Source organism: Pseudomonas sp. PDNC002 (assembly GCF_016919445.1).
In the GTDB taxonomy this organism is placed as follows: Bacteria; Pseudomonadota; Gammaproteobacteria; order Pseudomonadales; family Pseudomonadaceae; genus Pseudomonas.
In genome coordinates this window covers 2,350,197-2,363,025 of the sequence record NZ_CP070356.1, presented here as the reverse complement: position 1 = coordinate 2,363,025, position 12,829 = coordinate 2,350,197, and the positions used below count along the sequence as shown (strand labels likewise).

Below are 12,829 nucleotides of genomic sequence, written 5' to 3'. Positions count from 1 at the left end.
GATTACAGCGCGCGGGCGATGATCTCCTTCATGATCTCGTTGGTGCCTGCGTAGATGCGCTGCACGCGCGCATCGGCCCAGGCGCGAGCAATCGGGTATTCCCACATGTAGCCGTAGCCGCCATGCAGTTGCACGCACTCATCGAGGACCTTGCACTGCAGGTCGGTGGTCCAGTACTTGGCCATGGCAGCAGTCGGCACGTCCAGCTTGCCTTCCAGGTGCTGCTCCAGGCAGCGATCGACGAATACCCGGCCAACCTGTACCTCGGTGGCGATCTCGGCCAGCTTGAAGCGGGTGTTCTGGAAATCCGCCACAGACTTGCCGAAAGCCTTGCGCTCACGGGTGTACTCCAGCGTCCACTTCAGCGCCGCCTCGGCCGAGGCCAGCGCGCCGAGGGCAACCGTCAGGCGCTCCTGGGGCAGTTCCTGCATCAGGTAGATGAAGCCCTGCCCTTCCTTGCCCAGCAGGTTCTCCTTGGGAATGCGCACGTCCTGGAAGAACAGCTCGGAGGTGTCCTGGGCTTTCATGCCGACCTTCTCCAGCCGCTTGCCCTTGCTGAAGCCCGGCGTGCCGGCCTCCACCAGGAACAGGCTGGTGCCCTTGGCGCCAGCCTTCGGGTCGGTCTTGGCGACCACGATCACCAGGTCGGCCAGCCAGCCGTTGGTGATGAAGGTCTTCGAGCCATTGATGACGTACTCATCGCCATCCAGCACGGCGGTGGTCTTCACGCCCTGCAGGTCGGAGCCTGCGCCCGGCTCGGTCATGGCGATTGCCGAGACCATCTCGCCGGAGATCAGCTTGGGCAGGTAGCGCTGCTTCAGCTCTTCACTCCCATAGTGAAGGATGTAGGGCGCGACGATGTCCGAATGCAGCGAGAAGCCGATGCCGGTCAGGCCCAGGCGACCGATTTCCTCGATCACCACGGCGCTGTAGAGGAAGTCCGCAGCCATGCCGCCGTACGCCTCGGGCAGGTGCGAGCAGAGCATTCCCGCCTCGCCGGCCTTGTTCCACAGCGCGCGGTCGATGTGACCGTCCTTTTCCCACTGGCTGTGGAAAGGCACCGCCTCCTGCTCGAGGAATTTGCGGACGCTGTCGCGGAACAATTCGTGGTCGGAAGTGAACAGGGTTCTCGGAATCATGCGCTGTACCTGCGGATCGGATTATTGGAATTGTAGGAACGCCGACTGTAGGACAGCGCGAACCGCTCTGCACTGGACACTTTCGCCAAAAAATAAGACGATCCAGCCGCATCATGACCACTTTAGCGTCATGCAAAGACATCCATAAGAAGTACAAGAATCGATGCCCAATCCAGCTTCCCGCGTGCTGCGCCGCGTCAGCATCCTCGCCACCCACGGCGCGTTCGGCTCTACCCTGATGCAGGCCAAGGACTTCTTCCACATGGCCGCACTGCGCCATGGCCGCCAGCAGGGCCTCGGCCTGCAACCCAGCTTCGAAACCCGTATCGTCAGCCCGGACGGCCAGCCGGTGCAGAGCTTCAGTGGTGACACCCTGTCGGTACACGGGGCCCTGGACGAGCCGGAGCTGATCATTCTCCCCGCCTTCTGGGGCGACTTCGACGAACTGCTGAACCGCTACCCGCAGGTCCTACCCTGGCTGCGCGAGCGCCATGCCGCCGGCTGCGTACTCTGCGGCGAGGTATCCGGGGTATTCTGGCTGGCCGAGGCTGGCCTGCTGGACGGTAAGGAAGCGACGACCTACTGGCGCTTCTTCCGCGAATTCGCCGAGCGTTACCCAAAGGTGCAGCTCAACCAGGAAAAACACATCGCCGACGCCGACAACATCTACACCGCCGGCGGCCTGACATCGGCCTGCGACCTGTACATCTACCTGATCGAGCACTTCTGCGGCGCCGCCGTGGCCCAGGGCGTGGCCCGCGACATCCTCTATGAGGTGCAGCGCAGCTACGTCCCCGGCCGTCTCGGCTTCGGCGGACAGAAACTGCATCATGACCCGGCGATCCTGCAGATCCAGCATTGGCTCGAAGAGCACTTCTCCGACAAGTTCCGCTTCGAGGACGTGGCCCGCGAGCACGGCATGAGCATCCGCAACTTCATGCGGCGCTTCCAGGCGGCCACCGGCGACAAGCCGCTGCACTACCTGCAGCGACTGCGTATCGAGACGGCACGCAACCTGCTGTCCACCAGCCGCAAGAGCATCAAGACCATCAGCTACGAAGTCGGCTACGACGACGCCAGTTTCTTCGCACGGCTATTCCGCCAGCACACGGGCCTTTCGCCAAACCATTACCGGCGCCAGTACGAACAGAAGGAAGGCTGAAACAGGCCATCCCTAGGATGGGTTCACGGACTCGGGGGCGGCCCTATGATCAGGGCAGCTTTCGACAACAAGAACCCAACGGGATATCGCCATGCGCCGCCTTCTGCTTGCCCTGCTGACCGTCTTCAGCCTCACCGCTGTGGCCGATGACACCTGGAAACCCTTCCCCTACGACCAGAGCACCTTCGACTACAGCGGCGACAAGCTGCGCCAGGCCTGGCCAAGACTCACCCGCGGATTCGGTGCGAACTACCCGTTCCCCGACGCGGACTGGGTGGTGACCATGGCCACGACACATCCCGAAGCCCTGGAGAAAACCGTGGCCGCCGGCACCGGCTTCAGCGGTAAGCCGGAAGAGGCGCAGGTCTACGCCGAGAAGCTGCAGGACGTGTGGCGCAAGGTGTTCCGCGGCGACTTCGCCCAGGCCAAGAAAGATGGCCTGGCGCTGGGCGTCCGCGGCCAGGTGCCGGGCATGTTCGCCCAGGTGCTCTACGCCATGTTCCTCGCGCCGAACCAGGACGAGAAGCAACGTCTGCTGGAAGAAGTGATCAGCTACACCGACGAAGCCGGCCCGCTGCTCAATGCCGACCCCATCGCTCAGTTCGGCCGCGCCTACGCCAAGGCCCGCCTGGCCGAAGACCTGCCGGTGCCGGTGGTGCTCAAGCGCGGCTACACCAGCGAGATCCCCAAGGAACTGGACGCCCTGCTGGCCAAACAGCCGAACCAGCCCTTCGCCCTGGCGCTCTATGGCGGCTATGAGGCCGGTGTGATCCGCAAGGTCGGCAAGCTGGTGGGCAAAATGACCTACGGGGTCAGCGCGGACAAGATGGAACAGTACTTTGCCCGATCCTTCCGCGCCGCCGACGACCTGCCCATCGGCCACTACGAGTACGCCAATGCGCTGAGCTACGTGTACGGCGAGGACGAGGAACAGAAGGCGCTGGAACAACTGAAGAAGGCCGTGGCGATCAAGCCGATCAACGCCATGGAGGCGCTGGAAGTCGCCCACGCCCAGCAACTGCTGAAGAAGGCGCAGCAGGAGATGGCCCAGCGCTGAGTCTTGATTTGTAGGAGCGAGCTTGCTCGCGAACCGCCCAGCTTCCGAGCTGCCGGTGAAATGTTCGCGAGCAAGCTCGCTCCTACGAAGAGCCACAACAAAAAAGGCTGCCCTAGGGCAGCCTTTTTCGTTTACCGAACTATCAGGGACGGTGCGGGCGGCTCAGGTATTCGTGGGACTGCATCTCCAGCAGGCGGCTCAGGGTGCGCTGGAATTCGAACTCCAGGCGACCGCCGGTGTACAGGTCCTTCAGCTCCACCTCGGCGGAGAGGATCAGCTTGACGTTGCGGTCGTAGAATTCGTCCACCAGGTTGATGAAGCGGCGGGCCATATCGTCCTTGGCCACGCCCATCTGCTCGACGTTGGAGATCAGGATCGCGTGGAAGATCTTCGCCAGCTCGATGTAGTCGTTCTGGCTACGCGGGCCGTCGCACAGCTCGCGGAATTCGAACCAGGCCACGTCATCGCAGGTGATGCGTGCGCGGATCTCGCGGTTCTCGATCATCAGCGCGTCATCACGGGTCGCTGCGGCGCACTCCGGCGTCAATGCCTTGAAGTCGCGGGTCATGGCCTGGTCGGCCTGCTCGGACAGCGGCCAGTGGTACAGCTCGGCCTGCTCCAGGGCGCGCAGACGGTAGTCCACGCCGCTGTCGACGTTGACCACTTCGGTGTGCTGCTTGACCAGCGCGATGGCGGGCAGGAAGCGCGCGCGCTGCAGGCCGTCCTTGTAGAGGCCGTCCGGCACGATGTTGGAGGTTGCCACCAGGCTGACGCCGTTCTTGAACAGCTCTTCCAGCAGGGTCGCGAGGATCATCGCGTCGGTGATATCGGAGACGAAGAATTCATCGAAGCAGATTACCCGCGCTTCGTCGGCGAAACGTTTGCCGATGATGGTCAGCGGGTTCTTCTCGCCCTTGAGGGTTTTCATTTCCTCGTGGACGCGCTTCATGAAGCGGTGGAAGTGCGTGCGCATCTTCTGTTTGAAGGGCAGCGCTTCGAAGAAGGTATCCACCAGGTAGGTCTTGCCGCGGCCGACACCGCCCCAGAAGTACAGGCCCTTCACCGGCTCCTGGGACTTCTTGCCCAGCAGCTTGCCGAACAGGCCGGTCTTGCCTTTATCAGCGGCGACCAGGTCGTCGTAGAGGCGTTGCAGGTGCTTCACGGCGTTCGCTTGCGCGGCGTCGTGGAAGAAATCGGGGCGTTTGAGGTCTTCCTGGTAGCGCTGAAGAGGCGTCATGATCGGTAGCAAGGCAACGAAAACGGGGGCGCACACTTTAGCGGCGCCCCCGTTGCTTGGCAATTGGCCGGTAGTCGGACCGGCCTGCAAACCCTCACTCCTGCGGAGCGAGAGCCTCGCGCAGACGCTGCATGGCGGCGTCGCGCTCCGCATCAGAGGAGAACTCTGGGCTGTACGCCACGGCTTCGCCATCCAGACGCACGCTGAAGGCGTTCAGCTCGGCATGCAGGTCCAGCTCCTCGGACTGCAGGCGCTTGGTCACCTGGCCGGCGGCCTTGCCGTCGGCGAAGGCGATGGAAAGCAGCAACTGCTCACCGGCGGCATCCAGCAGGCGGAAGCGGAAGCCGTCGTCCTCGCGGAAGCTGACGAAACGCGCGGCCTTGGCGGCCTTCTTCTTGCCTTCGCTGGCCACTTGCACCTGCTCGCGGAACGAGCGCAGGCCCACGGCTTCGCGCAGCTCGCCGAGGAACGGGGTGGCGATGCGGCGGGCCTTGGCGGCGCCGGCCAGGAGGATGTCCTCCAGGTCAGCCGGGCGGGTGATCAGCGCGTGATAGCGCTCGCGGGCCTCGCCCAGTTCATTGTCGAGCAGCTCGAACAGGCGCTGCTTGGCTTCACCCCAAGCCAGGCCACCGAGCAGCTCGGCGCGGAACGCGGCCTGTTGCTCGTGGGTGGAGAAGGCCTGGTACAGGGTGAACAGGTGGGAGTTGTCCGGGTCCTTCGGCTCGCCCGGCGCACGGGAGTCGGTGACGATGCGCGCCACGGCGTCCTTGAGCTGCTTGGCGCTGCCGAACAGCGGGATGGTGTTGTCGTAGCTCTTGGACATCTTGCGGCCGTCCAGGCCCGGCAGGGTCGCCACGTCTTCCTCGATCACCACCTCGGGCAGGGTGAACAGCTCCTTGCCGTTGCCGAACAGGTGGTTGAAGCGCTGGCCGATGTCGCGGGCCATCTCGACGTGCTGGATCTGGTCGCGGCCGACCGGCACCTTGTGCGCGTTGAACATCAGGATGTCCGCGGCCATCAGCACCGGGTAGCTGTACAGGCCCATGGTGACGCCGGCGTCCGGGTCTTCGCCGGCCTCGACGTTCTTGTCCACCGAGGCCTTGTAGGCGTGGGCGCGATTGAGCAGGCCCTTGGCGCTGACGCAAGTGAGCAGCCAGGTCAGCTCGGGGATTTCGGGAATATCGGACTGGCGATAGAAGGTCGCCTTGTCAGCATCCAGGCCGCAGGCCAGCCAGGTGGCGGCGATTTCCAGACGCGAACGCTGGATGCGCGTCGGGTCATCGCACTTGATCAGCGCGTGGTAGTCGGCCAGGAAATAGAAGGAATCTGCCTGCGGATCGCGGCTGGCGACGATGGCCGGGCGGATGGCGCCGGCGTAGTTGCCCAGGTGCGGAGTACCGGTGGTGGTGATGCCGGTCAGGATACGGGTCGTCATGGGAATCCAGGAATCAACACAAATGAAATGGCGGGCCGGATGGTAACGCGGCTTGGCGGCCTAGGCGAGCCGGGCCTGTATCAGGTCCTTGAGCTCGATCAGCTTGCCGTGGAAGAAATGGCTGCACTCGGGCACGCGGATCAGTTCGTGGGGCTTGCTCAGCTCCGCGCTCCAGGCATACACGCGCTCAGGCGTGACCACTTCGTCGGCCTCCGGCTGGATCACCGTCAGCGGGCACTGCTCGGGCAAGTCGACGTCGAAACGCTCCACCGGCGGCGCCAGCATGAACAACTGTGCGAGTTCAGCGCCCTGCTCTTCCAGGCGCTCCGCAGCATTGCCAGCCACGCAGGAGCCGAAGGAGAAGCCCATCAGCGTCAGCGGCAGCCCTGGATGCTCCCCGGCCAGCCAGCGCGCGGCGGCCAGCGCGTCGTCGATCTCACCACGGCCTTCGGCATAACTGCCGGCGCTCTGACCCACGCCACGAAAATTGAAACGCAGGGTGGCGTATCCTGCATCCCGTGCGGCGCGCTGCAGGGTGGCGACCACCTTGGTCTGCATGGTGCCGGCGAACAGCGGGTGCGGATGGCAGATCAGCGCGACGCCCTTGGCGTCCGGCGTGGCGAGGTGCAAGGCTTCCAGTTGGCCTTCGGGACCATCGAGGAACAGGGGGATTTCGCGGGTGGTCAAACAACAGCTCCGTGACCCCGTGGCGGGTCGTCTCGTCTAGCTCAATACCTGCGCAGGCGGCGAAGCATTCGCCACGGTATACAAGCACAGGTGCAAGCCGCTAACGTAAAGCAAAGCCGTCTATAGAGGAAGGATTCGCGTGGAACAGTCCCTCACCACCTGGTTGCTGCCGCTACTCGCCCTGATCGTCGGGGCCGGCATCGGCTTTCTGATCGCCCGCCTGCTGCCCAACGCCGCGCCGAACAAGCTGCAGCGTCAGGTAGACGACATGCAGGATCGTTTCGACAGCTACCAGCGCGAAGTGGTGACCCACTTCAGCACCTCTGCCAGCCTGATGAAGAAGCTCACCCAGAGCTATCAGGATGTGCAGGATCATCTGTCCGAAGGCGCCGAGCGCCTGGCCCTGGACGAACAGACCAAGCAGCGCCTGCTGGCCGCCCTGCACACGGACGAATACCCCGAGCGCCGCGAGCGCCTGACCCCGCCGGCGAACAACGAAGCGCCGCGCGACTACGCGCCCAAGACCGGCGACGGCCCGGGCACCCTGGACGAGACGTACGGGCTGAAGAGCAAATACTGATATCTCGCACCCATAAAAAAGCCCCGCAGTTGCGGGGCTTTTTTATGGGCAGAACTCAGTCATGACGCCGTAGGAGCGGACCTTGTCCGCGACTCCCCACAGCCACACCACACCCTCAAAAGCCCACTCCCTCAGCATCCTGCGCAGGCCGCGAATAATGGTTTGGTCACGAAGCACGGACCTACTTCATGCCGCAACCAAGCAGACACAATCAGGAGTCAGCGGCGCCTTTTGCGGAACACGCGACGGTCTGGAACTGCCCAGGCGAGTGGGGGATGACGGACGTCCTCAGGCAGGATGGATGCATTTCGCGGACAAGGTCCGCTCCTACGAAAGCGGGCTGCTCCGAGCATGGGGGCTGCCAGGCATCACCCAAGAAAAAGCCCCGCAGGTGCGGGGCTTTTTCATCTCAGTGCTGTGCGATCAGATTGCGCCGCGCTGGCGAAGCAGGTCGAGAACCGCCTTGACGCCCTCTTCCACCGATTGGCTCTGGGTGTCGATCACCAGATCGGCATCCAGCGGCACATCGTACGGGAAGGACTCGCCCGGGATGTTGTCCTGGCCGGCGGCGTACAGACCTTGCGGATCACGTTCGCGGCAGACCTGCGGGGAAGCCTGGACGTAGACGGTGACGAAGCGCTCGGCACCGATCAGCGCCTTGCCCTGCTCGCGGCCTTCGGCACTCGGGGCGACGAAGGCGCACAGGCTGATCAGGCCGGCTTCGTTGAACTGCTTGGCCACATGGGCGGTGCGCAGCCAGTTTTCGTTGCGACCGGCGCGATCCTGCGGCAGGCCCTTGTTCAGGTCGTGGCGCAGGTTCTGGCCGTCCAGCACATAGACCGCGCGGCCCATGTCGAACAGCTTGCGCTCAACGGCGTAGGCCAGGGTGCTCTTGCCTGCGCCGGAAAGGCCGCTGAACAGCACGGTAGCGGGCTGCTGGCCGAAGCGGGCGGCGCGCTCGTCGCGGGCTACATGACCATTGCCGTGGTGCGCGGCGGCACCATGGGTCGCCTGCGGCGCGGCGATGATCATGCCGGCACCGACGGTACCATTGGTCAGGCGGTCAACGACGATGAAGGCGCCGGTGGTGCGGTTCTGTTCGTAGCCATCCAGTGCGATGGGCGCATCCAGGCTGACCTTCACGCGGGCGATCTCGTTGAGCTTGAGTTCGCTGGCGGCGGTCTCTTCCAGGGTGTTCACGTCCACCTTGTGGGTGATGCTCGGAATCGAACCCGGGACGTAGCTGGTGGCGCGCTTGATGTCGTATTTCTTGCCAGGGAGCATCGGCTCTTCGGCCATCCACACCAGCATGGCGTCGAAGCCATCGGTGACCTGCGGACGGTTGTCGGCATGCACCAGCATGTCGCCGCGGGAGACGTCGATCTCGTCTTCCAGGGTCAGGGTGATGGCCTGGCCCGGACCTGCCTGCTCCAGCTCACCTTCGTAGGTGACGATGGACTTGACCTTGCTGCCCTTGCCCGACGGCAGTGCGATGACGTCGTCGCCCTTGCGCACGATGCCGCTCGCGAGGGTGCCAGCGAAGCCGCGGAAGTTCAGGTTCGGGCGGTTGACGTACTGCACCGGGAAGCGCATGTCGTCGAGGTTGCGGTCGCCCGCGACTTCCACGGTCTCGAGGATTTCCATCAGCGACTGGCCGGTGTACCACGGCGAGCGCTCGGACTTGTTGACCACGTTGTCGCCCTTCAGCGCCGACATCGGCACGAAGTGCAGGGAATTGGTCTTGAGGTTGATCTTCTCGGCGAACTGCAGGTAGTCGGCCTTGATCTGCTCGAACACGCCCTGATCGAAGCCCTTGAGGTCCATCTTGTTGATGGCCACGACGATGTGCTTGATGCCCAGCAGCGAGGCGATGAAGCTGTGCCGGCGGGTCTGGGTCTGCACGCCGTAGCGGGCGTCGATCAGGATGATGGCCAGGTCGCAGGTGGACGCGCCGGTGGCCATGTTGCGGGTGTACTGCTCATGGCCAGGGGTGTCGGCGATGATGAACTTGCGCTTGGCGGTGCTGAAGTAGCGGTACGCCACGTCGATGGTGATGCCCTGCTCGCGCTCGGCCTGCAGGCCGTCGACCAGCAGCGCCAGGTCGACGTCATCGCCGGTGGTGCCGACTTTCTTCGAGTCGCGGGTGATGGCCTCGAGGTGGTCCTCGTAGATCATCTTGGAGTCGTGCAGCAGGCGCCCGATCAGGGTGCTCTTGCCGTCGTCGACGTTGCCGCAGGTGAGGAAGCGCAGGAGTTCCTTGCGCTCGTGCTGGGCCAGGTAGGCGAGGATGTCCTCGCTGATCAGATCGGATTGATGCGACATGGTGCGAGAACCTTAGAAGTAACCCTGACGTTTCTTTTCTTCCATCGAGCCGGCGGCGTCGTGGTCGATGACCCGGCCCTGGCGTTCGGAAGTCCGCGTCAGCAGCATTTCCTGGATGATTTCCGGCAGCGAGGTAGCGGTCGACTCGACCGCGCCGGTCAGCGGGTAGCAGCCCAGGGTACGGAAACGCACCATCTTTTTCTGGATGCTGGCCTTCTGCTCGGGCGTGAGGTGCTCGAGAATGCGTTCGTCGTCGATCATGATCAGCGAGCCGTTCATTTCGATGACTTCGCGCTCTTCGGCGAAGTACAGCGGCACGATCGGGATCTGCTCGAGGTAGATGTACTGCCAGATGTCCAGCTCGGTCCAGTTGGAGAGCGGGAAGACGCGAATCGACTCGCCCTTCTTCACCTTGCCGTTGTAGACGTTCCACAGCTCGGGGCGCTGGTTCTTCGGGTCCCAGCGGTGCTTGCTGTCGCGGAACGAGTAGACGCGCTCCTTGGCGCGGGACTTCTCTTCGTCACGACGGGCGCCGCCGAAGGCCGCATCGAAACCGTACTTGTCGAGCGCCTGCTTGAGGCCCTCGGTCTTCATGATGTCGGTGTGCTTGGCACTGCCGTGGGTGAACGGGTTGATGTCCTGCGCCACGCCATCGGGGTTGATGTGGGTGATCAGGTCCAGGCCCAGTTCCTCGACCATCTTGGTGCGGAAGCTGTACATCTCCTGGAATTTCCAGCGGGTGTCGACATGCATCACCGGGAACGGCAGCTTGCCGGGGAAGAAAGCCTTGCGCGCGAGGTGAAGCATCACCGCGCTATCCTTGCCGATCGAGTACAGCATCACCGGGTTGTCGAACTCGGCGGCGACCTCGCGGATGATGTGGATGCTCTCGGCCTCCAGCTGTTTCAGATGCGTCAGTTTGTCGACCATGGCTACTCACGGAATTGCTTATGGACGGCCGGCGGGCCGTAGACGAGCGCGCACTCTATCACAGCGCAAGGTGCTAACCGGGGGGCCGGTTATACCGAAAAAATATACTTATATAGCCATACGCGCTCACTGCCGGAACAGGCTCCTTTTCATGTCGGAAGGGGCCCGGCGAGGAAGCTGGAGCGAGAATTGGCAATGCCTGAAAGGGGATGCTGGATCCCCACCGGGGACTTTTCCTGCAACAGAGTCAGCATCCCCAGCTGCATGCTCCCGGCTTGTGCCCGGCCGGCACTGCGCTAGCATAGCGGCACGTTTTCCTGTCCCAGAAGATTTCCCATGCGCCGCATCGCTTTCGCCCTGCCTTTGCTCGTCCTGATTTCCGCGTGCAGCAGCAAACCGACTCCCGCCCCGCAGCCGGCCCAGAAGCCGACGACACCCACCCTGATCTCGCCCAGCGCGCACCCGGCATTCGGCTCGGTGCAACCGATCACCCCGCTACGCGGTGATTTCGCCGGCAATGCCAGTGCCCAGCGCTTCATCGACAAAATGGTGAGCCAGCACAACTTCAACCGCCAGGACCTGCAGGACCTGTTCGCCCAGACCCGCGAGCTGGACTGGGTAATCCGCCTGATGGATCGCCAGGCGCCGACCTACACCCCGCCCAGCGGCCCGAACGGCGCCTGGCTGCGCTACCGGAAGAAGTTCATCACCCCGGACAACGTGCAGAACGGTGTGCTGTTCTGGAACCAGTACGAAGCCGACCTGCAGCGCGCCTCGCGCACCTATGGCGTGCCGCCGGAAATCATCGTCGGCATCATCGGCGTGGAAACCCGCTGGGGTCGCGTGATGGGCAAGACCCGCATCATCGACGCGCTGGCCACCCTGTCGTTCTCCTACCCGCGTCGCGCCGAGTTCTTCAGCGGCGAGCTGGAGCAGTTCCTCCTGCAGGCACGCAAGGAAGGCGACAACCCGCTGGAGATGCGCGGGTCCTACGCTGGAGCCATGGGTTACGGGCAGTTCATGCCCTCCTCCTTCACCCAGTACGCCGTGGACTTTGACGGCGACGGCCACCGCGACCTGTGGAACCCGCGCGACGCCATCGGCAGCGTGGCCAACTACTTCAAGCAGCACGGCTGGATTAGCGGTGACGCGGTGGCGATCCCTGCCATCGGCCAGGCGCGCTCACTGGAAGACGGTTTCAAGACCCAGTACCCGATCAGCGTGCTATCCGCCGCCGGCCTGCGCCCGCAGGGTTCGCTGGGCAATCACCAAAGTGCCAGCCTGCTGCGCCTGGACATGGGCAACACCTACCAGTACTGGTACGGCCTGCCGAACTTCTACGTCATCACCCGCTACAACCACAGCACGCACTACGCCATGGCGGTGTGGGAGCTGGGCAAGGCAGTGGACCGCCAGCGCCACGGCTACCGCTGAGGCGCGCACAAAAAAGCCGGCTCATTGAGCCGGCTTTTTCATGCCCTGAAGAATCAGGCAGGGTTCGGACAATCGATGAACAGATGCTCGATGGCAAAGCGCTTGGCCAGGTAATCCCCCAGCGCCTGCACGCCGTAGCGCTCGGTGGCGTGGTGGCCGGCAGCGATGAAGCTGATGCCGTTCTCCCGCGCGCTGTGCACGGTCTGTTCGGAGACCTCACCGGTCAGGTACGCATCGACGCCAGCGGCAATCGCCTGGTCGATGTAGCCCTGGGCACCGCCGGTGCACCAGGCAATGCGCCGGATCGGCTGGCCGCCGTCCACCAGCAGCGGCTCGCGGCCGAGCACATCGCGCACGTGGATGGCCAGGTCGCTCGGCAGCATGGGTTCTGGCAACGAGCCCACCAGCACGATGGAGCGCGGATTTCCCGGCTCCAACGGTCCTTCGATCTCGAAACCGAGCAGGCGCCCCAGCTGCACGTTGTTGCCGACTTCACCGTGCAGATCCAGCGGTAGGTGATAGGCCAACAGGCTGATGTCGTTGTTCAGCAGGGTCTTCAGGCGACGCTGCTTCATGCCGACCACGCGAGCGTCCTCGCCCTTCCAGAAATAGCCGTGGTGAACCAGCACCACATCGGCGCCCGCTTCCACCGCGGCATCCAGCAGCGCCTGGCTGGCGGTGACGCCGGAAACGATGCGGCGCACCTGCGGACGGCCCTCGACCTGCAAGCCGTTGGGGCAGTAATCCTGGATCTTCGCAGCGTCCAGAAAACGGTCAGCTTCCTCGACCAATGTGCTCAGCGAGATTGCCATCGAAATTCCTCCAACATCGGCTGCGAGCGTCTAT

At 63.8% G+C, this 12,829-nt stretch carries 11 protein-coding genes; 4 read left to right on the top strand and 7 right to left on the bottom strand.

All coding sequences use genetic code 11. From position 1 onward, the window contains the following. Window positions 1-2: 2 nt before the first annotated feature. Complete coding sequence (locus JVX91_RS10960; RefSeq protein WP_205339241.1) at window positions 3-1,139, bottom strand: acyl-CoA dehydrogenase family protein; 1,137 nt, start codon at window positions 1,137-1,139, stop codon at window positions 3-5. Between the two features lie 262 nt (window positions 1,140-1,401). Between JVX91_RS10960 and JVX91_RS10955 the strand changes: the two genes are divergently transcribed. Both JVX91_RS10955 and JVX91_RS10950 read left to right on the top strand, forming a co-directional pair. Further along, entirely contained in the window at window positions 1,402-2,301 is a 900-nt protein-coding gene (locus JVX91_RS10955; protein WP_205339984.1) for a GlxA family transcriptional regulator, read from the top strand. A gap of 91 nt (window positions 2,302-2,392) precedes the next feature. Further along, window positions 2,393-3,358 carry a hypothetical protein gene (locus JVX91_RS10950; RefSeq protein WP_205339240.1) on the top strand — a complete coding sequence of 322 codons (966 nt, stop codon included), beginning with the start codon at window positions 2,393-2,395 and terminating at the stop codon, window positions 3,356-3,358. Window positions 3,359-3,500: 142 nt separating this feature from the next. Here the strand turns inward: JVX91_RS10950 and zapE are convergent, their stop codons facing one another. The 3 genes from zapE to JVX91_RS10935 all read right to left on the bottom strand — a co-directional run bounded on the left by zapE (window position 3,501) and on the right by JVX91_RS10935 (window position 6,717). Beyond that, window positions 3,501-4,595, bottom strand: a complete 1,095-nt coding sequence (zapE, locus tag JVX91_RS10945; protein ID WP_205339239.1) for a cell division protein ZapE — start codon at window positions 4,593-4,595, stop codon at window positions 3,501-3,503. 94 nt (window positions 4,596-4,689) lie between these two features. Further along, window positions 4,690-6,030, bottom strand: coding sequence for a tryptophan--tRNA ligase (locus JVX91_RS10940; protein ID WP_205339238.1), 1,341 nt, complete (start codon window positions 6,028-6,030; stop codon window positions 4,690-4,692). Between the two features lie 60 nt (window positions 6,031-6,090). Then, window positions 6,091-6,717 (bottom strand): alpha/beta hydrolase, encoded by a 627-nt coding sequence (locus JVX91_RS10935; RefSeq protein WP_205339237.1) that lies wholly within the window; start codon window positions 6,715-6,717, stop codon window positions 6,091-6,093. A 139-nt stretch (window positions 6,718-6,856) separates the two neighbouring features. On the opposite strand from JVX91_RS10935, the gene JVX91_RS10930 reads away from it, so the two are divergent. Next, window positions 6,857-7,297, top strand: coding sequence for a DUF1043 family protein (locus JVX91_RS10930; protein WP_205339236.1), 441 nt, complete (start codon window positions 6,857-6,859; stop codon window positions 7,295-7,297). A 423-nt stretch (window positions 7,298-7,720) separates the two neighbouring features. On the opposite strand, the gene cysN is transcribed toward JVX91_RS10930, so the two are convergent. Continuing rightward, the gene (gene cysN / locus JVX91_RS10925; RefSeq protein WP_205339235.1) at window positions 7,721-9,619 is read right to left on the bottom strand and encodes a sulfate adenylyltransferase subunit CysN; all 1,899 of its coding nucleotides are present in this window, start codon (window positions 9,617-9,619) and stop codon (window positions 7,721-7,723) included. 12 nt (window positions 9,620-9,631) lie between these two features. Then, the gene (gene cysD, locus JVX91_RS10920; protein WP_054906606.1) at window positions 9,632-10,549 is read right to left on the bottom strand and encodes a sulfate adenylyltransferase subunit CysD; all 918 of its coding nucleotides are present in this window, start codon (window positions 10,547-10,549) and stop codon (window positions 9,632-9,634) included. Window positions 10,550-10,885: 336 nt separating this feature from the next. On the opposite strand from cysD, the gene mltB reads away from it, so the two are divergent. Further along, on the top strand, window positions 10,886-11,983 hold the full coding sequence (gene mltB, locus JVX91_RS10915) for a lytic murein transglycosylase B (protein WP_205339234.1): 1,098 nt from the start codon (window positions 10,886-10,888) through the stop codon (window positions 11,981-11,983). A gap of 53 nt (window positions 11,984-12,036) precedes the next feature. On the opposite strand, the gene JVX91_RS10910 is transcribed toward mltB, so the two are convergent. After that, window positions 12,037-12,795 carry a Nif3-like dinuclear metal center hexameric protein gene (locus tag JVX91_RS10910; protein ID WP_205339233.1) on the bottom strand — a complete coding sequence of 253 codons (759 nt, stop codon included), beginning with the start codon at window positions 12,793-12,795 and terminating at the stop codon, window positions 12,037-12,039. Between the last annotated feature and the right edge of the window lie 34 nt (window positions 12,796-12,829).

Bases quoted from the DNA above. Each gene is read 5' to 3' on its own strand.
- JVX91_RS10960 (WP_205339241.1), bottom strand. From the start codon at position 1,139: ATGATTCCGAGAACCCTGTTCACTTCCGACCACGAATTGTTCCGCGAC.
- cysD (WP_054906606.1), bottom strand. From the start codon at position 10,549: ATGGTCGACAAACTGACGCATCTGAAACAGCTGGAGGCCGAGAGCATC.
- cysN (WP_205339235.1), bottom strand. From the start codon at position 9,619: ATGTCGCATCAATCCGATCTGATCAGCGAGGACATCCTCGCCTACCTG.
- JVX91_RS10910 (WP_205339233.1), bottom strand. From the start codon at position 12,795: ATGGCAATCTCGCTGAGCACATTGGTCGAGGAAGCTGACCGTTTTCTG.
- zapE (WP_205339239.1), bottom strand. From the start codon at position 4,595: ATGACGCCTCTTCAGCGCTACCAGGAAGACCTCAAACGCCCCGATTTC.
- JVX91_RS10955 (WP_205339984.1), top strand. From the start codon at position 1,402: ATGGCCGCACTGCGCCATGGCCGCCAGCAGGGCCTCGGCCTGCAACCC.
- JVX91_RS10940 (WP_205339238.1), bottom strand. From the start codon at position 6,030: ATGACGACCCGTATCCTGACCGGCATCACCACCACCGGTACTCCGCAC.
- JVX91_RS10950 (WP_205339240.1), top strand. From the start codon at position 2,393: ATGCGCCGCCTTCTGCTTGCCCTGCTGACCGTCTTCAGCCTCACCGCT.
- mltB (WP_205339234.1), top strand. From the start codon at position 10,886: ATGCGCCGCATCGCTTTCGCCCTGCCTTTGCTCGTCCTGATTTCCGCG.